Origin of the sequence: Candidatus Nanopelagicus abundans (assembly GCF_002288305.1) — a bacterium.
Lineage (GTDB): Bacteria > Actinomycetota > Actinomycetes > Nanopelagicales > Nanopelagicaceae > Nanopelagicus > Nanopelagicus abundans.
Window position 1 is genome coordinate 1,090,977 of sequence record NZ_CP016779.1, and the last position, 21,309, is coordinate 1,112,285.

At 39.6% G+C, this 21,309-nt stretch carries 22 protein-coding genes, 1 tRNA gene and 1 other RNA gene; 6 read left to right on the plus strand and 18 right to left on the minus strand.

Going from position 1 to position 21,309, the window contains the following annotated elements:
* Positions 1 to 102: 102 nt before the first annotated feature.
* From B1sIIB91_RS05645 to B1sIIB91_RS05670, 6 genes are all read right to left on the minus strand, one after another.
* A complete protein-coding gene (locus B1sIIB91_RS05645) occupies positions 103 to 918 on the minus strand; it encodes a DUF8083 family protein (protein ID WP_095688601.1) in 816 nt (271 codons plus the stop codon).
* A gap of 34 nt (positions 919 to 952) precedes the next feature.
* Complete coding sequence (locus B1sIIB91_RS05650; protein WP_095688602.1) at positions 953 to 1,129, minus strand: DUF3073 domain-containing protein; 177 nt, start codon at positions 1,127 to 1,129, stop codon at positions 953 to 955.
* Between the two features lie 82 nt (positions 1,130 to 1,211).
* The gene (locus B1sIIB91_RS05655; RefSeq protein ID WP_095688603.1) at positions 1,212 to 1,520 is read right to left on the minus strand and encodes a sterol carrier family protein; all 309 of its coding nucleotides are present in this window, start codon (positions 1,518 to 1,520) and stop codon (positions 1,212 to 1,214) included.
* 45 nt (positions 1,521 to 1,565) lie between these two features.
* The gene (locus B1sIIB91_RS05660; RefSeq protein ID WP_150123738.1) at positions 1,566 to 1,994 is read right to left on the minus strand and encodes a hypothetical protein; all 429 of its coding nucleotides are present in this window, start codon (positions 1,992 to 1,994) and stop codon (positions 1,566 to 1,568) included.
* 137 nt (positions 1,995 to 2,131) lie between these two features.
* Positions 2,132 to 3,520: an adenylosuccinate lyase gene (gene purB, locus B1sIIB91_RS05665; protein WP_095688605.1), complete on the minus strand. Its 1,389-nt coding sequence runs from the start codon at positions 3,518 to 3,520 to the stop codon at positions 2,132 to 2,134.
* Entirely contained in the window at positions 3,517 to 4,803 is a 1,287-nt protein-coding gene (locus B1sIIB91_RS05670) for an adenylosuccinate synthase (RefSeq protein WP_095688606.1), read from the minus strand. The genes purB and B1sIIB91_RS05670 overlap by 4 nt, the downstream gene beginning before the upstream one ends.
* 393 nt (positions 4,804 to 5,196) lie before the next feature.
* Between B1sIIB91_RS05670 and acs the strand changes: the two genes are divergently transcribed.
* A complete protein-coding gene (gene acs, locus B1sIIB91_RS05675; protein WP_223298597.1) occupies positions 5,197 to 7,164 on the plus strand; it encodes an acetate--CoA ligase in 1,968 nt (655 codons plus the stop codon).
* Here the strand turns inward: acs and B1sIIB91_RS05680 are convergent.
* Genes B1sIIB91_RS05680 through nth form a run of 3 tightly spaced genes read right to left on the minus strand, consistent with a single transcriptional unit; the run spans position 7,161 to position 8,898 of the window.
* A complete protein-coding gene (locus B1sIIB91_RS05680; RefSeq protein ID WP_095688607.1) occupies positions 7,161 to 7,655 on the minus strand; it encodes a CvpA family protein in 495 nt (164 codons plus the stop codon). The genes acs and B1sIIB91_RS05680 overlap by 4 nt on opposite strands.
* A complete protein-coding gene (locus B1sIIB91_RS05685) occupies positions 7,652 to 8,200 on the minus strand; it encodes a TlpA family protein disulfide reductase (protein WP_095688608.1) in 549 nt (182 codons plus the stop codon). The genes B1sIIB91_RS05680 and B1sIIB91_RS05685 overlap by 4 nt, the downstream gene beginning before the upstream one ends.
* Positions 8,197 to 8,898 carry an endonuclease III gene (nth, locus tag B1sIIB91_RS05690; RefSeq protein WP_095688609.1) on the minus strand — a complete coding sequence of 234 codons (702 nt, stop codon included), beginning with the start codon at positions 8,896 to 8,898 and terminating at the stop codon, positions 8,197 to 8,199. The genes B1sIIB91_RS05685 and nth overlap by 4 nt, the downstream gene beginning before the upstream one ends.
* A gap of 54 nt (positions 8,899 to 8,952) precedes the next feature.
* Between nth and B1sIIB91_RS05695 the strand changes: the two genes are divergently transcribed.
* On the plus strand, positions 8,953 to 9,642 hold the full coding sequence (locus tag B1sIIB91_RS05695; RefSeq protein ID WP_018226931.1) for a Crp/Fnr family transcriptional regulator: 690 nt from the start codon (positions 8,953 to 8,955) through the stop codon (positions 9,640 to 9,642).
* On the opposite strand, the gene B1sIIB91_RS05700 is transcribed toward B1sIIB91_RS05695, so the two are convergent.
* Genes B1sIIB91_RS05700 through B1sIIB91_RS05705 form a run of 3 tightly spaced genes read right to left on the minus strand, consistent with a single transcriptional unit; the run spans position 9,639 to position 10,736 of the window.
* Entirely contained in the window at positions 9,639 to 10,100 is a 462-nt protein-coding gene (locus B1sIIB91_RS05700) for a RidA family protein (RefSeq protein WP_095688610.1), read from the minus strand. The genes B1sIIB91_RS05695 and B1sIIB91_RS05700 overlap by 4 nt on opposite strands.
* Positions 10,097 to 10,252, minus strand: coding sequence for a Sp36 family protein (locus B1sIIB91_RS06030; protein WP_150123739.1), 156 nt, complete (start codon positions 10,250 to 10,252; stop codon positions 10,097 to 10,099). The genes B1sIIB91_RS05700 and B1sIIB91_RS06030 overlap by 4 nt, the downstream gene beginning before the upstream one ends.
* Positions 10,253 to 10,283: 31 nt before the next feature.
* On the minus strand, positions 10,284 to 10,736 hold the full coding sequence (locus tag B1sIIB91_RS05705; RefSeq protein ID WP_095688611.1) for a GatB/YqeY domain-containing protein: 453 nt from the start codon (positions 10,734 to 10,736) through the stop codon (positions 10,284 to 10,286).
* A gap of 14 nt (positions 10,737 to 10,750) precedes the next feature.
* Between B1sIIB91_RS05705 and B1sIIB91_RS05710 the strand changes: the two genes are divergently transcribed.
* Complete coding sequence (locus B1sIIB91_RS05710; protein WP_095688612.1) at positions 10,751 to 11,569, plus strand: metallophosphoesterase; 819 nt, start codon at positions 10,751 to 10,753, stop codon at positions 11,567 to 11,569.
* Here the strand turns inward: B1sIIB91_RS05710 and B1sIIB91_RS05715 are convergent, their stop codons facing one another.
* The 3 genes from B1sIIB91_RS05715 to recR all read right to left on the minus strand — a co-directional run bounded on the left by B1sIIB91_RS05715 (position 11,570) and on the right by recR (position 14,568).
* The gene (locus tag B1sIIB91_RS05715) at positions 11,570 to 12,616 is read right to left on the minus strand and encodes an aspartate-semialdehyde dehydrogenase (protein WP_095688613.1); all 1,047 of its coding nucleotides are present in this window, start codon (positions 12,614 to 12,616) and stop codon (positions 11,570 to 11,572) included.
* A complete protein-coding gene (locus B1sIIB91_RS05720) occupies positions 12,613 to 13,884 on the minus strand; it encodes an aspartate kinase (RefSeq protein WP_095688614.1) in 1,272 nt (423 codons plus the stop codon). Before B1sIIB91_RS05720 ends, B1sIIB91_RS05715 begins: the two co-directional genes overlap by 4 nt.
* An 84-nt stretch (positions 13,885 to 13,968) precedes the next feature.
* Positions 13,969 to 14,568 (minus strand): recombination mediator RecR, encoded by a 600-nt coding sequence (gene recR, locus B1sIIB91_RS05725; RefSeq protein ID WP_095688615.1) that lies wholly within the window; start codon positions 14,566 to 14,568, stop codon positions 13,969 to 13,971.
* A gap of 423 nt (positions 14,569 to 14,991) precedes the next feature.
* On the opposite strand from recR, the gene B1sIIB91_RS05730 reads away from it, so the two are divergent.
* Complete coding sequence (locus tag B1sIIB91_RS05730; RefSeq protein ID WP_190279173.1) at positions 14,992 to 16,602, plus strand: O-antigen ligase family protein; 1,611 nt, start codon at positions 14,992 to 14,994, stop codon at positions 16,600 to 16,602.
* On the opposite strand, the gene B1sIIB91_RS05735 is transcribed toward B1sIIB91_RS05730, so the two are convergent.
* The gene (locus tag B1sIIB91_RS05735; RefSeq protein ID WP_095688617.1) at positions 16,599 to 18,269 is read right to left on the minus strand and encodes a DNA polymerase III subunit gamma and tau; all 1,671 of its coding nucleotides are present in this window, start codon (positions 18,267 to 18,269) and stop codon (positions 16,599 to 16,601) included. The genes B1sIIB91_RS05730 and B1sIIB91_RS05735 overlap by 4 nt on opposite strands.
* Positions 18,270 to 18,298: 29 nt before the next feature.
* An RNA gene (gene ffs, locus B1sIIB91_RS05740) (signal recognition particle sRNA small type) lies at positions 18,299 to 18,395 on the minus strand.
* 50 nt (positions 18,396 to 18,445) lie between these two features.
* Between ffs and B1sIIB91_RS05745 the strand changes: the two genes are divergently transcribed.
* Together B1sIIB91_RS05745 and B1sIIB91_RS05750 are read left to right on the plus strand one after the other, a co-directional pair.
* A tRNA-Ser gene (locus B1sIIB91_RS05745) sits at positions 18,446 to 18,533 on the plus strand.
* Between the two features lie 57 nt (positions 18,534 to 18,590).
* Positions 18,591 to 19,841 (plus strand): hypothetical protein, encoded by a 1,251-nt coding sequence (locus B1sIIB91_RS05750; protein ID WP_095688618.1) that lies wholly within the window; start codon positions 18,591 to 18,593, stop codon positions 19,839 to 19,841.
* A 15-nt stretch (positions 19,842 to 19,856) separates the two neighbouring features.
* On the opposite strand, the gene B1sIIB91_RS05755 is transcribed toward B1sIIB91_RS05750, so the two are convergent.
* Positions 19,857 to 21,293 (minus strand): NAD-dependent succinate-semialdehyde dehydrogenase, encoded by a 1,437-nt coding sequence (locus tag B1sIIB91_RS05755; protein ID WP_095688619.1) that lies wholly within the window; start codon positions 21,291 to 21,293, stop codon positions 19,857 to 19,859.
* Positions 21,294 to 21,309 lie beyond the last annotated feature (16 nt).

Consider the following 21,309-nt stretch of genomic DNA (forward strand, 5'->3'; position numbering starts at 1 on the left):
ATCCTCCATCTTTCATCTAATAAAAAGTTAATACAGATTGTCTGATTTAAACCTTATGAGCTAAGTATCCCTTTAAATATATTTAAGGACAAGTACTTCTATTTAGGTTGCAGATTCCAGTGCGGCCACCTTGCGCCAGCGCGATACCAGCCGCTCATAACCACGGCCTGCGAGTGCCCCGTCCCCGGAAGCTAGCCCTGCAATAGATGTGCTCACATCCTCAACTGAAGTGTCAGAATCAAGACCTGCCTCACCATTTTGAATAAGTAAGTTATTCAAATAAATAGCAAGGCCGCCGTAATCTAACTCCACAATTGAGTTGTTATCAAAGATTTCAAGCCATTGCAGAAGATCTGCAATTTCACCCTCCACCTGACCGGAACCAAAAGCACTTAGTACTGCTTCATGGGTAAAAGTAGTTCGTTGTTTTGCCTTACCAATTGAAGTTCGCATAATTGTGAATGGTCCATCTTCATTCTCACCACGTAATCGCTCCTCTGGATGAAAGAGTGCAAACCAACGAGGTGGGATATTCCAGGTGCAGGTGAGGATATGTGAGACCTTATCTTCAACAATCTCAGTAGTACTTCTAATGGAGTCTTCAATAGTTTGGGGAACAAAAAACTTTATTACATCAGCAGGGAGCGTGTATTTAAAATCATCTAAGGCTGCCCAGCACCTTGCAGCTGTTGACCACGGGGCAACATATCTTTTTCCTTCATGATCTAAAACGTGTGCGCCATCTAGCTTTAGCGCAGGTGGCTCGTTATTTATTGTTCTAGTAAGCGCTCTTTTTTGTTCATCCCAACTAGTTGGTGAAGTAATAACAATCTGTGACCAACGTAATTGATCATCAGCCGCAAATGAATCTATTGGTTCATAAATTCGAAGGGAGGCAACATATGGGGTTGGGCGCATTACTTAACGCTACTCCTATTTTTAATAATTTTATTTAAGAACGAGGTTTATAGTTATCTTCTGAATAGGGATCATTATTTTGATCACTAGATTTATCAGGTAATTCACTATGAAGCTCTTTTGCAAGGCTCTCTAAATCCATATCTTGATTTGAATACTTAAGGTCTCTAGCAACCTTGGTTTGTTTAGCTTTTGAACGGCCGCGTCCCATAGCTTTGGCCTCCTTACAATTTCTTTTCTGTCGTAGGGTGAAGATTAACCAATTACCCTCACTTTATGCCAAATCACGAAGATTAGGCTCTATATTTCACCTCTGCTTGAGCGAAAACATTAGATAAGTCACTAAGTAAACCTGAAGCCCTTACCTCACCTGACTCACAGAGAGAGATCCAAAGAGATGGCTCATTTATCAGCCTAATTAAAGTTTGCCCACTCATTTCAACAGTATTGGGTGGTGTTCCTCTTCGGTGATTACTACCTGCAACACATTGAATCGCGCCGTAGGGTGGCACTCTTAACTCAACAGATTTTCCAGGTGAAATTGATTTTATTAGATCTAAGACCAATTTTACCTGGAGCTTAATATCTAAATCTTTTGACATAAAAGAACTTATATTCTTTTAATCATTATTCTGTTTTGAAGTTACTTATTTGCCTTTTTTACAAAAAGTATTTTTCATAACAGCTTCACTGTCGGTAATTGATTTAACCAACTCATTAACATCTTTTTGCTCTTGACCACCTAAGGCATTGCCTAGATCGGTCAATGTTTTATAGCCAAAGATGTTGGCTTGTATAAGCATATTTTCTTCAGCTTCTTTTAGTTGTACCAATAGATCATTAGATAGCTTGCAGTTAGTGAGCATCCATGTTCGCTTTGTTGGTGTTATATATGGATTGTAGCCACAAACATAACCCTTACTGCCAACTTTAGTTTTTGAACCGGTCTTGGTACAGCTCACGCCATTTTTAACTGTGGCGGCATTTGCAGAGGTTGCATAAGAGGTAGTGGCAAGGAATAAGCCAAATGTGGCCACAAGTACCGATGCTCTTACTTTATTTGACGCCTTCAACATTTGAAATCCCACTTTCACTTTGACTTTAGATGATAAGAATAACCTCTACAGGCGCTCTGTCTACCCCAAATTTAAGTGAATTGCCTGTGAATTGGCTAAATTTATTAAAAAAGGTACTTAATGGTAGCTAGTCATACTTAAATCAAAGGCTTTAGATCAACCTTACTTACCTCACCCTTTGTTACTTTCTTTATTGATTCGCCAACTTTTTGAGATTGCTCAATGGCGCTTCCGACAAAATCTGCTGGGTTTTTAATTAGATCATTTAGCTCAGCGAGTGAGAGTGGAAAATCTATTTCACTAGTTAATGCGGTAAAGAAGTTACTGGCGGTATTTGTAGTGGCATATTTTTTAATCATTTCATGAGCAACCTCTCTGCCCATTCCAGCCTTAACACATGCCATTAATATCTGTGTTGTAGCTAAAAATGGTAGCTGCTCAGATAATTCTTTATTTATATTCTCTTCAAAAATACCAAACTCAGTAAGAATGGTCATAAAGGTGTGAAGTAAGCCATCTGCAACATAGAAGGCATCTGGGATAACAACTCTTCTAACTACAGAGCAAGAGACATCTCCTTCATTCCATTGATCCCCAGCTAGATCTGCTGCCATGGTTGTATAACCACGAAGAAGAACTATCATGCCATTTATTCGCTCAGATGATCTTGAATTCATTTTATGTGGCATAGCAGAAGATCCAACTTGTCCTTGCTTAAATCCTTCACTAACTAAGCCAGCACCTGCCATTAATCTTATGGAAGTTGCAAAGGAAGATGGAGCCGATGCTATCTGTAATAACTTAGATACAACTTCAAAATCAATTGATCTTGGATAAATCTGGCCAACACTCGTTAAAGTGTTTTCAAAACCAAACTCTGAAGCAATTGCCTCTTCCATCTTTGTTAAATCTTTTACTGAGCCAAGGGATGAAATACCATCTTGACCAGTTCCAACTGGTCCTTTAAGACCTCGAAGTGGTAATCGATTAATTAATTCATTAAGAGAAGTTAATGAATACAGTAACTCTTCACCGCATGTAGCAAATTTCTTACCTAAAGTTGTTACTTGGGCTGCCACATTATGACTTCTGCCCACCATATAAGTTTTTTCATACTTACTAATATTTTTCTCAAGTAGAAACAATGTTTCTAGGCTTCTTTTTCTTATTAAATTTAAACCATCACGAATTTGAATTAGCTCTATATTCTCAGTTAAATCTCGGCTAGTTAAACCGATATGAATCTTCTCTGCTCCTGCTAAAGAATTAAACTCTTCAATCCGGGCCTTAACATCATGGCGAGATACCTTCTCTCGTTTTTCAATCGATGCTAAATCAACCTTATCTATAACCTTTTCATAGGCAGAAATATCAGCATCTGTAATTGGTAGTCCTGCTTTTTTCTGTAGTTTTAATATTGTGATCCAAAACTTACGCTCTGCAATGATTTTATTTATTGGATCAAAGATTTCCACCATCTCAGCAGTTGCATACCTTGTTGCTAAAACATTTGGTGTGATACTCATTTGATTAGGTCCCTAACCACAATTGTCTCATCTCTTCCTGGTCCAACCCCAATTGCAGATATCGGCGCACCTGATATCTTTTCTAAAAACTCTACGTAGGCTTTAGCGTTTTTTGGCAGATCATTAACTGATTTAGCCTTTGAAATATCCTCACTCCAGCCAGGCAGGTACTCATATATTGGCTTAGCGTGATGAAAATCAGATTGTGATGCTGGTAGCTCTTCAACACGTGCGCCATCAACATCATATGCAACACAGACTGGGATCTTCTCCCAGCCAGTTAAAACATCAAGCTTTGTTAAGAAGAAATCTGTTAGGCCATTAACTCTTACTGCATACCTTGCAATGGGTGCGTCAAACCAACCACATCGTCTATTGCGCCCAGTAGTAACACCAACTTCGCCGCCAATTTTTCTAAGTGCTTCACCATCTGCGTCAAATAACTCAGTTGGAAATGGACCACTTCCAACGCGGGTTGTATACGCCTTAAGGATTCCAATTACGCGCGTGATCTTTGTTGGACCAATTCCAGATCCAGTAGATGCTCCACCTGCAGTTGGATTAGAGGATGTAACAAAAGGATAAGTACCGTGATCAACATCTAATAATGTTCCCTGGCTTCCCTCAAGTAATACATTCTTACCAGCTTTTAGTGCTTGATCTAATAGCAAAGCTGTATCTGCCACATAAGGCTCTAAAACTTTGGCATAACCAAGGTACTCAGATAAAACCTCGTCAACAGTAATACCTTTGCGATTAAAAACCTTAATTAATATCTGATTCTTATCATGTAGGGCTGCTTCAATTTTTTGTTTTAAAATAGAAGGATCAAATAGATCCTGCACGCGAATACCAATGCGATTTATCTTGTCAGCATATGCCGGTCCTATGCCACGGCCGGTGGTGCCGATCTTTGATTTACCTAAAAATCTTTCAGAGACCTTATCGATGGTGCGATGGTATGGCGTAATGAGGTGGGCGTTAGTTGAGATCTTAAGTTTTGAGGTATTAATACCTCGCTCATTTAATCCTTTAATCTCTTCAAGTAATACAGCTGGATCAATTACAACTCCATTACCAATTACTGGAACTACATTTGGTGAAAGAATTCCAGAAGGAAGTAAGTGAAGTGCGTACTTTTGATCACCTATTACAACTGTGTGACCGGCATTATTTCCGCCTTGATATCTGACAACATAATCAACTTGATCACCTAATAGATCAGTTGCTTTTCCCTTGCCCTCATCGCCCCACTGCGCACCAAGTAAAACTACAGCTGGCATTTTTCTCCCACTATTAAGAGCCACAAATTAGCAGCGTTGCCTTTTTGTAGTTGAATTATCTACGGGATTACGGCTAATTCCATCACATTTTGGGCGGTTTTAAAAATCACCGCCCAAATGCTCACTATTTATCTACTCACACCCCAAGTAACATCAAAGCCTTTCTAAAAAGGGCTGATAGGGCAGTTGTTAAAGCACCGGTTGCAAGTAGGCGCTCTAAAATGGTGATTAAGGTAATTAGGGTAGTAGTTAACAAGATAACTTCCTTTCAGTAGGTGTTAATTGATTTTTATTAAATTTAGGCGGTAGCACGGCAACCTACTAAAGGATTAAGTGTAAAAAGTTATAAATCTGTACTGGTGGGGAAAAGTTTTCGCTGATAATCTACTAACTATGAGTAATGAGATTAGCGGTGAATCATTTGAGAATTTATCTTATGAAGATCGCACCTTCACCCCATCACAATCATTTATTGATAATGCAAATACAAAAAGTGATATTTATGATGAAGCAAATAAAGATCGATTAGCTTTCTGGGAAAAGCAAGCAAATAGATTATCTTGGAATAAAAAATGGGATCAAGTAGTTGATTGGCAATTACCCTTTGCTAAATGGTTTGTTGGTGGAAAATTAAATGCAAGCTTTAATTGCTTAGACCGGCATGTAATAGAAGGCCGGGGGGAACGAGTTGCATTTCATTTTGAAGGTGAACCTGGGGATACCCAAACAATTACCTATAAACAATTACTAAGTGATGTTTGTAAAGCTACAAATGCGTTAATTGAGCTAGGTGTTAAACAAGGAGATCGCATAGCTATTTATATGCCGATGATCCCGCAGGCTGCGATTGCAATGCTTGCTTGCGCCAGGTTAGGAGCGATGCACTCTGTTGTCTTTGGCGGTTTCTCAGCAGATGCGCTTTTATCTAGAATTCAAGATGCTGATGCATCTCTAGTGATTACTGCGGATGGTGGCTATCGCAAAAGCGCAGCCTTTGCACTAAAAGGTGCGGTAGATGAAGCACTAAAAGGTTCTACAAATGTTAAAAATGTATTAGTTGTTAAAAGAACTGGCCAAGAAGTGGCGTGGGGCAGTAAAGATGTTTGGTGGCATGAGATTGTTGATAGGCAATCTGATAAGCATGAGCCAGAGTTTTTTGACTCTGAAAATGGTTTATTTATTCTCTATACCTCAGGAACTACTGCAAAACCAAAGGGTATTTATCACACTACCGGTGGTTACTTAACACAGGCTGCTTTTACTCATCACGCAGTATTTGATTTAAAACCTGAAACAGATGTTTATTGGTGCACCGCAGATGTTGGCTGGATTACTGGACATTCATATGTTGTCTATGGGCCGCTAATAAATGGCGCCACTCAGGTGATGTATGAAGGAACTCCTGACACACCAACAAAGGGACGTGTATTTCAGTTAATTGAAAAATATAAAGTAAGCATTTTATATACCGCTCCCACCTTAATTAGAACCTGGATGAAGTGGGGGGATGAGTATCCAAATGGATCTAATCTTTCATCTCTTCGCCTTCTTGGTTCAGTTGGTGAACCAATTAACCCAGAAGCTTGGATGTGGTATCGAGAAGTAATTGGTAAAAATAATTGCCCAATTGTTGACACATGGTGGCAAACAGAGACTGGCGCAATCATGATCTCACCATTACCGGGAGTAACTGCAACTAAACCAGGTAGTGCTATGAAGGCTCTTCCTGGAATTGGCGCTGAAGTAGTAGATGATGAAGGTAATGCGGTTGGTAATGGTCGTGGTGGTTACTTAGTACTAACGCAGCCTTGGCCATCAATGATGCGTGGTATTTGGAAAGAGCCAGTACGTTATAAAGATACATACTGGTCAAGATTTAATAATTTATATTTTGCCGGAGATGGCGCTAAGTTAGATAAAGATGGCGCTATCTGGTTACTTGGTCGAGTAGATGATGTTATGAATGTTTCAGGACACCGAATCTCAACAACTGAAGTAGAGTCGGCGTTAGTTTCTCATGAAGCAGTTGCAGAGGCTGCAGTAGTTGGTGCTAAGGATGAGATGACTGGGCAAGGCATTGTTGCATTTGTTATTTTGCGCGGTGGAATAGAGGCAGCTAAGGGTGACACCTTAGTTAAGCAATTAAGAGATCATGTTGCAAAAGAAATAGGCGCAATTGCAAAGCCAAGGCAGATCATGGTCGTTGCTGAGCTGCCAAAGACAAGAAGTGGCAAGATAATGCGAAGGTTATTAAAGGATGTTGCAGAAAACCGAGCAGTAGGTGACTCAACTACTTTGGCTGATCCAAATGTTATGAAGTTGATCTCTGAAGGCCTACAAAGTGGTAAATCAGAAGACTAGTTGATCTGCTTAAATAATTTATCACCATATGTTTTAAGCTCAGTTACTACCTTTGGTAGATGTGAGTCTGTGTAGGTATAAAACTGAGAGTTAGAAATATATTTATCACCAATACTCCAAGGCGTCGCAATTAAAATTACAGAGAGTAAATACACAATAAACACAGCACGAATTGTGGCAAGTATGGCGCCGAGTAATGAGTCAAGTAGCTTTAATGGAGAGATAAAAAGTACTTTTCTAAAACCTAGACCAATTTTACCCAAAATAAACTCACCAATCGTTGCAAATAATAAAATTAGTATTATTGCACCCGCTGCCTTAGCAATATTATTACTCCACGTACTCATTACCTCTACTGCAATAGCAACCCCTGCTACACCGCCTGCGATATAACCAACAGTTTTAAATACTGTTTGGATAAAACCATTTTTAAAGCCGCCGTATGCAGTAATTAGAAGAGCTAGGAGAACTAATAAATCAAATGTCCTCAAAGTTTGACCTTAAAATACTTTTCAACTGCTTCATAAAGCTGGCTTTTAGATCGATAGGCGCCTATGTGTTTATGAATAACTATGCCACTTTTATCTAGAAAGTAAGTGACAGGAACTCCTGGGCCAAATACCAACTTTGACCTGCTATCTGTGTCTTCTAAGTGAGGCCAGCTCATGCCATGAGATTTAATAAAATTTGGCCCACTATCAGCATTTTTCTCATCAACATCAATACCAAGTAATTTAATCTCACCACTTTTAAATATTGGGTTTGCATAAAGATCAACAAAGTAAGGCATCTCCTCTTTACACCCCGTGCACCAAGAGGCCCAAACGTTAATAACTATTGGTCCTTTAATGCTGTGGTAATTAATTTCTGATGAGCCATCTAGACAGGACAATTTGAGTTCTTTACTAGTCTCTTTGCTTATATCGATCTGATCACAGTTTGGAATAACACCTAATGCAGTAGTTTGTGACTGCTCACCAGTAGAGCAACCACTTAGTAATAATGCTGTAATAACAAACACAGAAAATTTTCTCACCTAAAATCTGCCTCCACTTTAACTAAACGCTTTGCTTTAATTGGATCACTCTCACCAATTCCAAATGATGGGCATAACTTAGCCAATCCACAGGCACCACATGCTGGCTTACGTGAGTGGCACACCCGCCGGCCATGCCAAATTAGGCGCTGCGACAAATTTGTCCATTCTTTTCTAGTAATTAGTTCACCAACTTCAAACTCAACCTTTACTGGATTATTTTCTTTACTCCAACCAAATCTTCTACTTAATCTACCAAAATGTGTGTCAACAGTTATCCCTGGGATGCCAAAGGCATGGCCTAAAACCACATTAGCCGTCTTTCTTCCAACACCAGGTAAGGTAATTAAATCCTCTAAGTTTTCTGGAACTTTGCCATTAAAATCAATTAGAATCTTTTGACTTAAGGATTTAATATTTTTTGCCTTTGCTCTAAAAAATCCAGTTGATTTTATTAATCTTTCAAGATCACTTCTATCAGCTGTAGCCATCTTTTTAATTGTGTTATATTTTTTAAACAAAGCGGGCGTTGTTTGATTTACCCGTTTGTCGGTGCATTGGGCAGATAAAACTGTTGCAACTAATAGTTGAAAGGGATTTGTATAATCTAACTCACATCTAACATTTGGATAACTCTTTGTCAGCACACGATAGATCGCTTTAGCCCTAATTTTTTTGTTCACACTACTCTCTCGCATTTGCCAAGATTACGCTCATTAGCGTGTGCTTGCTTAAAGTTGTATTATCCCCACATGTCACAAAAAGATGAAGAAGAAGCGGTAAGACGGGCGCCAATTTTTACTGCCATTGATGAAGTTTCCGCCGCCAGCCTGCGTGCTTCTATGACTGCAATTAAAGTTACAAAAGGGCAAGTTATATTTAAAGAGGGTGATGCTGGAGATAGATTATTTGTGGTCATTTCCGGTAAATTAAAATTAGGAACTTATTCAAATGATGGCCGAGAGAACTTACTTTCAATACTAGGGCCGGGGGATATGTTTGGTGAGTTATCACTCTTTGATCCAGGGCCAAGAACTGCAACTGCAACTGCGGTAGTTGATTCAAAACTTTTAGCATTAGCTCATGATCAGGTAATAGGTTTAGTGAAAGAGCACCCACAAGTTGCTCTGCAATTACTAAGACGACTAGCTCAACGTCTTCGTAAAGCAAATGAAGTTTTATCTGATTTAGTCTTTGCTGATGTGCCAGGCAGAGTTGCTAAAGCAATTATTGAGTTAAGTGAAAGATTTGGCACACAAAAAGATGATGGGCTACATGTTAACCATGATCTAACCCAAGAGGAGTTAGCTCAATTAGTCGGAGCATCTAGAGAGACTGTTAATAAGGCATTAGCTGATTTTGCAACCCGTGGTTGGGTAAAGCTTGAGCCAAGAGCAGTAATTGTTTTAGATTATGAAAGATTATCTAAACGAGGTCGTTAAGATTTAAGTTGAACTAAAACCTCTACCTCAACTGGGGCATTAAGTGGTAGCTCTGCCACACCAATTGCAGTTCTAGCATGTTTACCATTTACTTCACCAAATAATTTAATAAATAACTCACTAGCACCGTTAATAATTGGCGGGATTGCAAAAAAACCAGGAATACCATTAACAAATCCACCGACTCGAATAATTCGCTCTATCTGATCGATATCTGCAACTAAAGTAATAGCAGCTAATGCGTTTAGTGCACAAACCTGCGCCATCTCTTTGGCTTCCTCAGGAGTTACCTCTTTACCAACTTTGCCCTCTTTAACAATCTTGCCATCAACTAATGGAAGTTGTCCTGCAACAAAAACTAAATTACCAGTTTTAACTGCTGGCACATACGCCGCAATTGGTAGGGCAGCAACTGGCAGAGTTAAACCAAGGGACTCTATTTTTTCTTTTAAACTCATTTAATCTCTCTCTTCATATAGGCAACTAATTGATCCCCACCGCCAGGGGCTGGAATTACTTGTACTAACTCCCAACCATCAGAGCCCCAGGTATCTAGGATTTGTTTAGTTGCATGGGTAAGTAGTGGAACAGTTACATATTCATACTTCATATCTACTTCTTCCTTTATCTGTTATTTAAAATTATTGGGCAAGGGCTGCTTTAACTAGAGCTGAAACTAACCCACCATCTGCTTTTCCAGCAATCTTAGGTTGTAATACCTTCATGACTAATCCCATCCCAGCAGGACCTGAAGCATTTGTTTCAGTGATTGCCTCCGTTATTAACTTCTTAATATCAGCCTCACTTAACTGCTCTGGTAGATAAAGTGCGATTACCGCTGCTTCAGCTTTTTCTTTATTGGCAAGATCATCTCTTTTTGCTTGGGTGTATGCCTCAACTGCCTCACGGCGTTTTTTTGCCTCACGTGATAAAACAGTAATTATTTCAGCATCTACTAAAACTTTGGCCGCCTTACCAGCAACCTCTTCATTTGTTATTGCAGCTAATAACATACGGATAGTTCCGCTTTTAACCTCATCCCGTGCGCGAATCGCATCGGTTAAATCTGTTTGTAGTTTTTCTTTTAGTCCCATAGCGGTATCTTCTCATGCCTATGGCATATAAAGTACAAAGATCTATCCTGCCCCTACTTCCAAAAGGGTCTAGTGATATCAGTATTTTGCACTTTTCTGACCTTCATCTGCGCCCAGGCCAAAAACGTAAGATCGCGGATATTAAAAGCTTTATCAATTTAAAACCAGATTTAGTTATCACAACCGGTGATTTTCTAGCCCATAAAGATGCAGTTGGGCCAGTCATTAATGCCTTAGATGAATTACTTGATCTACCTGGTTTTTTTGTATTTGGTTCAAATGACTATTACGGACCAAAGTTTAAAAATCCATTTTCCTATCTAAAAAAAGATCACGGCGAGCGAAAACTTGGTAACAAATTGCCTTGGCAGAGTTTACAAAAAAAATTAATCAGCAGAGGCTGGAAAGATTTAAACCACAATAAAGTGAAAATAAAGGTGAATGAAGTCATGGTTGAAGCTCGTGGCACAGATGATGCTCATCTTGAGTTAGATAACTATCCGTTAGTAGAAGGCGCGGTGAGTAAAAGTGCTGATATTTCACTCGGTGTAACTCATGCTCCATATGAGCGAGTACTTGCTGCGATGGCACAAGATAAATTAGATCTAATCTTTGCAGGACATACTCATGGTGGACAGGTGAGATTGCCCTGGTTAGACGGAAGTAGATCTCTTACAACAAATTGTGATTTAGAAAATTGGAGATCACGTGGAGTTACCAGAGTAAATAATGAGCCTTGGCTTAATGTTTCAGCAGGTATTGGAATGAGCCCGTTTGCACCAATTAGATTTGCATGCTCACCTGAAGTTTCACTTATTACCTTAACTGCTTAATTAAAACTCTGCTGCTACTAACTCCGCTATCTGAGCAGTATTAAGGGCGGCGCCTTTTCGAAGATTATCCCCGCAAACAAATAGATCTAGCGCATTTGCATCATCGAGTGATTTTCTAACCCGACCTACCCAAGTTGGATCAGTTCCAACTACATCTGCTGGGGTTGGAAACTTATGATTTTCTGGATCATCGACTAACTCAACTCCGGCAGCATTTTTAAGCACATCTTGGGCTACCTGCCTAGATACTTCCTTTTCAAAGATTGCATGCACAGCTAGTGAGTGAGTTGTTAGTACTGGAACTCGAACACAGGTGACAGATACTTTTAAATTAGCAAGACCTAATATTTTCCTAGATTCATTTCTAACTTTTAGCTCCTCAGATGAATAACCATCCTCTTTTAATGAACCTGCCCAAGGAATAACATTTAAGGCAAGGGGTGCTGGAAAAGGTCCATGATCTGAAATTACTTTGTGAATATCACCGGCCGTATCGCCAACTGATGTGTTTGCTACCTTACTTATTTGATCACGCAGCGTATCAATTCCAGATTGGCCCGCACCTGATGCTGCTTGATAGCTTGCAACTACTAATTCTTTTAAGCCATATTGTTTATGAAGTGCGCCCATAGCAACGATCATAGAAAGAGTTGTGCAGTTTGGGTTTGAAATAATTCCTTTGCTTCTGTTTTTTACCTGATCTGGATTTACTTCAGGCACAACTAGTGGAACATCTTTATCCATTCGAAAGGCTCCTGAGTTATCTACTACTACGCAGCCTTTACCTACTGCAATTGGCGCCCACTCTTTAGAAACCTCATCTGGCACATCAAACATTGCAATATCAATTCCTTCAAACGCCTCAGGTGTTAATGCCACAACAGTTAACTCTTGACCACGGCAGGTAAGTTTTTTACCAGCACTACGGGCTGAGGCAATTAATCTAATCTCACCATAAACATCTTTACGCTTAGATAAAATATCTAGCATTACTGTTCCAACAGCGCCGGTTGCGCCAACTACAGCAAGTGAAGGTTTTTTACTCATCGCCCACTGCCGCCATATACAACAGCTTCAATTTGATCTGCATCTAAATCAAATGCGGTGTGAGCTGCTTTAACCCCTTTATCTAAATCACTTGAACGGCAAACAATTGAGATGCGAATTTCAGAGGTTGAAATCATCTCAATATTTACGCCAGCCTCTGATAAACAAGCAAAGAAAGTGGCAGTTACTCCTGGATGACTTCTCATACCAGCGCCAATTAAAGATAATTTACCGATCTGATCATCGTATTGAAGGGATGCAAAACCAATCTCACCTTGAATGCGTTTTAAAACTGCAGTTGCATCAGCACCTTCAGTTTTAGGTAGTGTGAATGAGATATCAGTTAAGCCAGTTGCTGCTGCTGACACGTTTTGCACAATCATGTCGATGTTTATGTCAGCGTCGGCAATAGCTTGAAATATGGCAGCTGCCATACCAGCTCTATCTGGCACACCAACAATGGTCACCTTTGCCTCACTTTTATCATGTGCTATTCCTGCGATTATTGCTGCTTCCATTTCGCCTCCTTCAGGATGATCCTTAACCACCCAGGTTCCTTCTTTGTTGGAAAAAGATGATCTAACATGAATTGGTAACTCATAACGGCGTGCATATTCAACACAACGTAGATGTAATACTTTGGCTCCACTTGCTGCTAGCTCAAGCATTTCATCATATGTAACTGTTGAAAGTTTTCGTGCCTGCGGCACAACTCTTGGATCAGCAGAGAAGATGCCATCTACATCTGTATAGATCTCACAAACATCTGCTTCAAGGGCTGCAGCGAGCGCCACAGCAGTTGTGTCAGAGCCGCCTCGTCCTAAAGTTGTCACATCATTTGTATCTTGTGATACACCTTGAAAGCCTGCAACAATTGCAATGGCGCCCTCTTTAAGTGCTTCTTGAATTCGACCAGGTGTTACATCAATAACTCGCGCCTTACCATGTGTTGAAGTTGTGATAATTCCGGCTTGGCTGCCAGTAAATGATCTTGCTTCATGTCCTAAATTTGAAATTGCCATAGCAAGGAGCGCCATTGAGATTCGCTCACCCGCTGTAAGTAACATATCTAACTCACGTCCATTAGGAAGTGGAGATACTTGATTAGCTAACTCAATTAATTCATCAGTGGTGTCACCCATTGCTGAGACCACAACTACAACCTGATGCCCGCTTTTTTTGGTGGCAACTATTCGGCTGGCAACGCGCTTAAGCCCTTCAGCATCTGCAACGGAGGAGCCGCCAAACTTTTGCACTATTAAGCCCATGGGTTAAGTGTGGAGCATGGATATGGAAAAAAGGGAATTATCTCAGATAGTAAGACGCTTAATTATCTTATATGTTGAGATAATCTAGTTATCGTAGCTTCTTCGCCCTTCAAAAGCTCTTCCAAGTGTGATCTCATCGGCGTACTCAAGATCTCCCCCTACTGGAAGTCCTGAGGCAAGACGAGAAACTTTGATCCCAAGTGGCTTAATTAATCTAGTCAGATAGGTAGCAGTTGCTTCACCTTCAAGGTTTGGATCAGTTGCAATAATAATTTCACTAATCTCAGTTGCAGCTAATCTGCTCATTAGCTCTTTGATTCGAAGATTCTCTGGCCCTATGCCATCTATCGGTGAGATAGCACCGCCCAACACATGATACTTGCCTTTAAATTCTCTAGTTTTCTCAATTGCAATAACATCTTTACTTTCTTCAACTACACAAATAGATGTGTTATCCCTCCTTGGATCCCGACATATTCTGCATAGATCCTCCTCAGAGATATTGCCACAGGTAGTGCAGAACTTAACTCGCTCTTTAACAGTTTTTAAAACTTCTGCAAGACGTGTCACATCCACTCGATCTGAAGCAATGATGTGAAAAGCAATTCGCTGGGCGCTCTTAGGGCCAACGCCAGGAAGTCTGCCTAGCTCATCAATTAAATCTTGGATTATTCCTTCATACATATTAATGTCACTAAGGTGATACTTAGTTAGACTCCTTAATAACTTTATTGCTACACTTATTTTAGGCGATTAGGAAAGTATACCCCCAAGATAGTGTCGGTAAGCGGCAGATAGTATGAAGTTATCATAAAGGTTATTTGGGTATTTTTTACTCATCCCTAGCCTATAATTGTGAAAGTCCATTTATAGGAGATGACCATGCTGTTTTTGCAAAAGCGTGCTCAGTTGATACTCCTGTCCACTATCACTTTAATGGTCTTGTTCGTATTTTCACCTTTTTATGACACTACTAATACACCTAAATATTCAGTGCTTTTCATTGGGGCTGCTCTTGGATTATCTTGTTTACTTAATCCTAAATTTGGGGTTCTGGAAAAAAAGAACTGGAAAAGCACACTACCACCAATAGTTTTTATATTTATAATGCTTTTGCTTGCTCTTGCAACAGATCAGAAATATATAGCTTTTTTTGGAAAATATGGCAGAAATAATGGCTGGATTCAATATCTGTGCTTTATTGTCTTATTCTTACTTGCAGCTTTCTCATTTAGCACATTAGCTGTGTCTAAATTACTAAACCTTTTGATATTGCTTGGCGCTATTACATCTTTGTATGGATTTCTCCAATATAACGGGATTGATTTTCTAAATTACGCAGATACTGGTCTTCCAGTTATTGCAACCTTGGGTAACTCAAACTTTGCCTCTGCTTTCATTGGATTAACAACCATTGCGCTGGTATGGAAAATTTTAGAAATCACTGACCTTAGGTTTAAATTTTTATTTCTTGGAATTTTAGTTTTTGAGCTATATGTAACTTATATATCAAAATCTTCACAGGGAATTTTTATTGCAATTCTTGGAATATTTCTCTTTCTTGGCTTTAAATATTTTACATCAAATAAAAAATATACAATTACATACTTTACCTCCTATATAACTGTGCTTATATTGGGATTGATTGGTTTACTTCAAATAGGACCACTCACTAAATATGTTTACCAGGCTTCCACTTCCTACCGTGGTGATTACTACAGAGCTGCGTGGAAAATGTTTAGCTCTGATAAATTCACCGGTATCGGTATTGATCGCTATGGTGATAACTATCGAATTTTCCGAGACGCAGATGCAGCCTTTAGACTTGGTCCAAGCTCTGTTGCATATTATGCTCACAACACTTTTCTTCAATTCCTTGCAACTGGTGGCATATTTCTTTTACTTGCATATGTATTTACCATTGCAATGGTGTTGTTTGCGGCTACTAAAGGAATTAAGAAATTCACCGGAAAAGATCGAAGTATTTTTACCGCGCTATTTTCAACATGGATTGCCTACCAAGGCCAAGCTCTAGTGTCTATAGATCAGGTCTCTATAGCAGCATTAGGTTGGGTTCTATCCGGGGCAATAGTTGCACTTGGCTTTAATAATGAGCTAATCGCATTGCGGGGTCAGCGCCAATACACTTATGTAAATAAGTGGAATAATAATTTTAAGATTTCCACAATGGTCCCGAGTTTAATTGCAATTATTGCCGTAATACTTTCACTCAGCTGGCTAACTCCTGTATGGAAAGCTGAATACAACATAAAAATGGCCAATAATTTAAAAGGTATCTTGACTGACCCTAGATATGTTGAGGCGAAAAAGAATTACGCACTTAATGCAGTTAATGCAAAGCCATCAGAAATTAATTATAGAATTTTAGCAGCTGATGTTTTAGTTCAAGTTAATGAATTAGAACTTGCTCGGCAACAATTACAAATAGCATTAGATTCAGATGAAAAATCATATGAGTCAATCATTTATACTGCACAAGTTTATGAGCGGGCAGAATTTTATGACTCTGCAATTAGATCAAGAATTGCAGCAAGTAAATTTGATAAATATGATACAGATAATTGGTTAAAACTAGGAAATAACCTTGTAATTGTGGGTGATTTTGAATCAATAAAGAAAATAATTAGTATGTTAGCTCCATTGAAAAGTAAAACAAATATTGTAAGTGAGCTTACAAAACTTGTACCTAAAAGCTAATTTGATTCAGCAATAACCTTAGCGCCTAATTTACTTGCTAATAGATCAGCACCTGAGAGCATATCTTTATCGCCAGGATCCTCATCATTTCTGGTCATAGTTGTAGTGGTAACGGATGAATCAACTGTTGCAAGAATCTTTCGCCTAACTCCTGTTACCTCTTCAAAAGCATCAGATAAAATTACGTCACTTTCTGATCTAACAAATGAATCCTTCGCTCCTGAATTAACAATGCCAATTGTTATGTTCTCATCATCTAATGAAAGAATCTGCGCGCTAGTTGCTAGTAATGACCAGGTGAGACGGCGCTTGCCTTTAACCGAATCAATTACTTGTGGCCACATCCTGCGAAGGGAAGTAATATCAATACTTCCGCTAGGTTTGTTTGAAGCTGGTTTATTTTCAATAGGCTTACTTTCAACTACTTTATCAACTACCTCTTTAACAGGTTTAGCTTCTTTAATAGGCGCACTTTGTATAACAGCCAGTTGGGTTGGGTGAGATGGCGTAATTAAAGATGAGCTTTTCTCAAGCTTTTCAATCCGGGCAGTTATATTCACATTATCACCAGTTGGCAGCATCATTTGCCCACAAATTAACTCTAAAATTAATCTTGGCGGGGTGGCGCCCCTCATTTGAGTAAGTCCTTGCGCAATTAAATCTGCTGATCTAATCAGGGTTGCAATTCCAATTAATTTTGCTTGGGTGCGAATTCGATCTAGTTGATCAGTTGGCAGAGAAATTAGAATTGCTGAGTTATTTTCATCAGATGCTCCAACAATAATTAAATCTCTCATTCGCTCAAGTAGGTCTGAGGCAAATCGCTTTGGATCTTGTCCTGATTCAATTACTCGATCAATGGTTGTAAATAAAGAAGCGCTGTCTTGAGCAGCTATGGCATCAAGTGCTTCATCAATTAGTGCACTATCTGTATAACCAAGCAATGCAACGGCAATTTCATATGTAACACCATCACTGCCAGCACCCGCTAGTAATTGACCAAGTATAGAAAGGCTATCTCTTACTGAACCACCTGAAGCTCTAACTACTAATGAAATAACACCTTTAGCAACCTTAATACCTTCTGATGCGCAGATCTTTTCAAGATGTAAATTTAGAATTACCGGTGGAACTAATCTAAACGGATAGTGGTGAGTCCTTGACCTAATTGTTGAAATTAATTTATCTGGTTCAGTTGTGGCAAATATAAAAAGTACATGAGCAGGTGGTTCTTCAACTACTTTAAGTAACGCGTTCGCCGCCCCAGGCCCAAGTTGATGAGCCTCATCAATAATATAAATTTTATATCTTGAGGAGACTGGCGCGAAAAAAGCTTTATCCCGCAGATCTCTAGCATCATCTACTAAGCCATGTGTTGCAGCATCTAATTCAATTACATCTAATGAGCCAGGTCCATTTGCAACTAGATCCTTACATGATTGGCAAATGCCACACGGATTAGGTGTTGGTCCTTTCTCGCAATTTAAAGATCTTGCCATAATCCGAGCACTAGAAGTTTTACCACAACCTCTTGGGCCACTAAATAAATACGCATGGTGAATCTTTCCTGATTCAAGTGCGTTACTAAGTGGAGTTGTTACATGCTCTTGGCCAATAACATCAGCAAAAATAGATGGGCGATATTTACGATATAAAGCTAATGACATTTATCGCCTCCCATCTTTAATTGGATAAAAATAAGGATCCCCCGCACACCCACTAAAAATTACCTACCCTTGCTGCATTCCTGCCCTGGGGGAGTTCGGCACCCAAGTGCCGCACGGGGGATCTAAAGGTAAATCATAGTAAGTTGCACCGATACTCTTATCCTTCAAGTAATACTGGAGGATTCGCATAGCGGCCGAGTGCGCACGCTTGGAAAGCGTGTGTAGGGTGACCTACCGAGGGTTCAAATCCCTCATCCTCCGCCAGACTGCATTTTCTCATAGTTCATCACTAAACTGCAATGGTCCTAAGGGGGAGTTAATATGAAGTCTCGAGTAACTCTACTTGTTTTCATAATTTTAGTTGCTTGTATTTCAGGAAATTCTTTCACAACTGCAAGTGAGACTTCATGGCAGAAGCCTATTTTAAAGTCATTTACATTCACGCCAACTGAAATTGAACTCTCTTCTGAAAATACCGAGGTAGAAATTTTACTGACAGTTACACACCCAAGTGGTATTTCAAATCAAAGCATTGATGTTTATTTGGAAAACTCCACTTATGGTGCGAATTTCATTTACAGCACAAAGTTATTTAGAACTGAATCACCTATCAATTCAAGTTTAACTATTGTAAATTTCAAAGGATCACTTAAATTAGATCCGACTATTTTTCCAGGCGTTTGGATATTCTCATCTGACTCTGTTACGGCAAACCCGATTCTAGATTCACCAAACTTTGTACCAAAGTCTTCTACCTTTACGCCACCGCCGTTTAGAGATTTTGTGGGTGCCGAGGCAGGATTACTCATTAGACGCCTCGGTAATCTTTCATTTGATTTTCAGACATTTGTGGGACCTTCACATCCCGCAAACAGTTACTTTGAAGATGGAAAGCCGACTATTTTTCCAATGATGAGGCCGATATGGAGAGTTAAAGAGTCATACGATCCGAAAGATTTTTTTCAGCTACGCACTAATCGCACTTCACTTCAGATTACCTCCTTAACCCCATTAACTTGCTCAGTCAATTCATCTATTTTGAACTTTATTTCGACTGGAGATTGTCAATTTAAAGTGTTTACGCAAAAAACAACTGATTTCGTTGCAAAAGAGCTTTTTTTAAATGTAGAAATACTTCCTGAGCGAAACAAAGTCAATTTAAATCTCCCCACAATTCCAACTCAACTGGTAACAGAATTCCCAAAAACTATTTCCCGCTCGGTAATTACATTAGACGGTGCAGAGGTATCTCCAGTATCAGATACTCCTACAGTCTGTTCGGCGTTTGGAAATGTACTGACAATGTATTTAACTGGAAATTGTGTACTTTCATATTCAACTGTTGCGACTGAGTCTAGATTAGCTTCAGGTATTATTAAACAAGCGTTTATAGTCCTTCAAGAAGGCGTGGTGGAACCTCGCCCATCTCCTACCGCATCTCCTACCGCATTTCCTACCGCATCTCCCAAGTCACCCACTAAAAATCGAATTATTTGCGCTAAAGGTAAAACTAGTAAAAAAGTAAGTGGTGATAATCCAAAGTGCCCTAAGGGCTATAAGTTAAAAAAGTAAATTACTCTTTAGAGACTAAATTTCAACTCCAATATATTTAGTCTCTAAAAATTCCTCAATACCAGCGAAGCCACCTTCGCGTCCTAGTCCTGATTGTTTAAACCCACCAAAAGGCGCGGCAGGATCTGAGATAACACCTTTATTAATCGCAACCATTCCAGATTCAAGTGCCTCTGCTGTTCGTATCGCCCTCTTTAAATCAGATGAATAAACATAGGCAATAAGACCAAACTCTGTGGCATTTGCAAGAGTGATCGCTTCCTCATCAGATGATGTAATAACAATTGGAGCTACTGGGCCAAAGATCTCCTGTTTTAATATTGGATTATCTTTACTTACTGTAAGTACTGTGGCTGGGTAAAAAGCGCCACTGCCATCAATAGATTTACCACCAACGTTAATTTTTGCACCATTTGTAACTGAATCATCTACTAATTGGGCAATTTTATTGCGTTCTTTAACTGAAACACTTGCGCCGAGTTGGGCGCCTGTCTCAAGTCCTGGGGCAAGTTTTAACGCGCCCATAGCTTTAGTTAATTTTTCAGTAAACTCAGCAGCAACCTCTTTAGCAACATAAAAGCGGTTTGCAGCTGTGCAAGCTGCGCCACCATTTCTCATCTTGGCCAACATGGCTCCGGCAACTGCGTCATCAACATTGGCATCTGCTAGAACTAAAAATGGTGCGTTACCACCTAGCTCCATTGAGCAACGGATCACTTGATCAGCTGCCTCTTTAAGTAAGACTCTGCCTACTTCAGTTGAACCAGTAAATGAAAGATTTACAACTCGTGGATCTTTTAAAATTTTGGCTATCCCGGGTCCTGATGGCACTGGCAGAATTAAATTAACAACACCGGCGGGTACTCCGGCACGCTCTAATATCTCAACAATTGCCATAGCGGTCAGTGGCGTCTCACCAGCTGGTTTTAAAATTACGGTGCAACCAGCAGCCAGGGCTGGGCCAATCTTTCTAGTTGCCATAGCAGCTGGAAAATTCCATGGCGTAATTAATAATGAAACTCCAACTGGTTGCTTGGTAACTAAAATTCTTTTATCTCCACTTGGCGCAGTTCTAAACTCACCATTTATTCGAACTGCCTCCTCTGAAAACCAACGGAAGAATTCTGCGGCGTATAAAATTTCACCCTTAGCATCAGTTAAAACTTTGCCATTTTCTTTAGAGATAATTTCAGCAAGACGATCTGCCTCTGCCACCATAATTTCAAATGCTTTACGTAATATTTCACCACGAAGGCGAGGAGCAGTTTTAGGCCAAGTTTTAAAAGCACTAGAAGCTGCGTCCACTGCCAGAGCGCATTGAGCATCTGTTGCAACTGAAACATTTGCAATGATTGATTCATTACTTGGATCAGTAACTGGGATGGTAGATGTTCCATCAACCCATTTACCATCAATATAAAGCTGCGTCTTTAACTGCATAAAGATAAGCATACGCTTACTGCGTGTG

Bases quoted from the DNA above. Each gene is read 5' to 3' on its own strand.
- purB (WP_095688605.1), bottom strand. From the start codon at position 3,520: ATGAGTATCACACCAAATGTTTTAGCAACAAGGTATGCAACTGCTGAG.
- B1sIIB91_RS05660 (WP_150123738.1), bottom strand. From the start codon at position 1,994: ATGTTGAAGGCGTCAAATAAAGTAAGAGCATCGGTACTTGTGGCCACA.
- B1sIIB91_RS05730 (WP_190279173.1), top strand. From the start codon at position 14,992: ATGCTTTTGCTTGCTCTTGCAACAGATCAGAAATATATAGCTTTTTTT.
- B1sIIB91_RS05750 (WP_095688618.1), top strand. From the start codon at position 18,591: ATGAAGTCTCGAGTAACTCTACTTGTTTTCATAATTTTAGTTGCTTGT.
- B1sIIB91_RS05755 (WP_095688619.1), bottom strand. From the start codon at position 21,293: ATGCTTATCTTTATGCAGTTAAAGACGCAGCTTTATATTGATGGTAAA.
- recR (WP_095688615.1), bottom strand. From the start codon at position 14,568: ATGTATGAAGGAATAATCCAAGATTTAATTGATGAGCTAGGCAGACTT.
- B1sIIB91_RS05645 (WP_095688601.1), bottom strand. From the start codon at position 918: ATGCGCCCAACCCCATATGTTGCCTCCCTTCGAATTTATGAACCAATA.
- B1sIIB91_RS06030 (WP_150123739.1), bottom strand. From the start codon at position 10,252: ATGAAGTATGAATATGTAACTGTTCCACTACTTACCCATGCAACTAAA.
- B1sIIB91_RS05695 (WP_018226931.1), top strand. From the start codon at position 8,953: ATGTCACAAAAAGATGAAGAAGAAGCGGTAAGACGGGCGCCAATTTTT.
- B1sIIB91_RS05720 (WP_095688614.1), bottom strand. From the start codon at position 13,884: ATGGGCTTAATAGTGCAAAAGTTTGGCGGCTCCTCCGTTGCAGATGCT.
- B1sIIB91_RS05700 (WP_095688610.1), bottom strand. From the start codon at position 10,100: ATGAGTTTAAAAGAAAAAATAGAGTCCCTTGGTTTAACTCTGCCAGTT.
- acs (WP_223298597.1), top strand. From the start codon at position 5,197: ATGAGTAATGAGATTAGCGGTGAATCATTTGAGAATTTATCTTATGAA.
- B1sIIB91_RS05735 (WP_095688617.1), bottom strand. From the start codon at position 18,269: ATGTCATTAGCTTTATATCGTAAATATCGCCCATCTATTTTTGCTGAT.
- B1sIIB91_RS05705 (WP_095688611.1), bottom strand. From the start codon at position 10,736: ATGGGACTAAAAGAAAAACTACAAACAGATTTAACCGATGCGATTCGC.
- nth (WP_095688609.1), bottom strand. From the start codon at position 8,898: ATGCGAGAGAGTAGTGTGAACAAAAAAATTAGGGCTAAAGCGATCTAT.
- B1sIIB91_RS05715 (WP_095688613.1), bottom strand. From the start codon at position 12,616: ATGAGTAAAAAACCTTCACTTGCTGTAGTTGGCGCAACCGGCGCTGTT.
- B1sIIB91_RS05670 (WP_095688606.1), bottom strand. From the start codon at position 4,803: ATGCCAGCTGTAGTTTTACTTGGTGCGCAGTGGGGCGATGAGGGCAAG.
- B1sIIB91_RS05655 (WP_095688603.1), bottom strand. From the start codon at position 1,520: ATGTCAAAAGATTTAGATATTAAGCTCCAGGTAAAATTGGTCTTAGAT.
- B1sIIB91_RS05710 (WP_095688612.1), top strand. From the start codon at position 10,751: ATGCCTATGGCATATAAAGTACAAAGATCTATCCTGCCCCTACTTCCA.
- B1sIIB91_RS05650 (WP_095688602.1), bottom strand. From the start codon at position 1,129: ATGGGACGCGGCCGTTCAAAAGCTAAACAAACCAAGGTTGCTAGAGAC.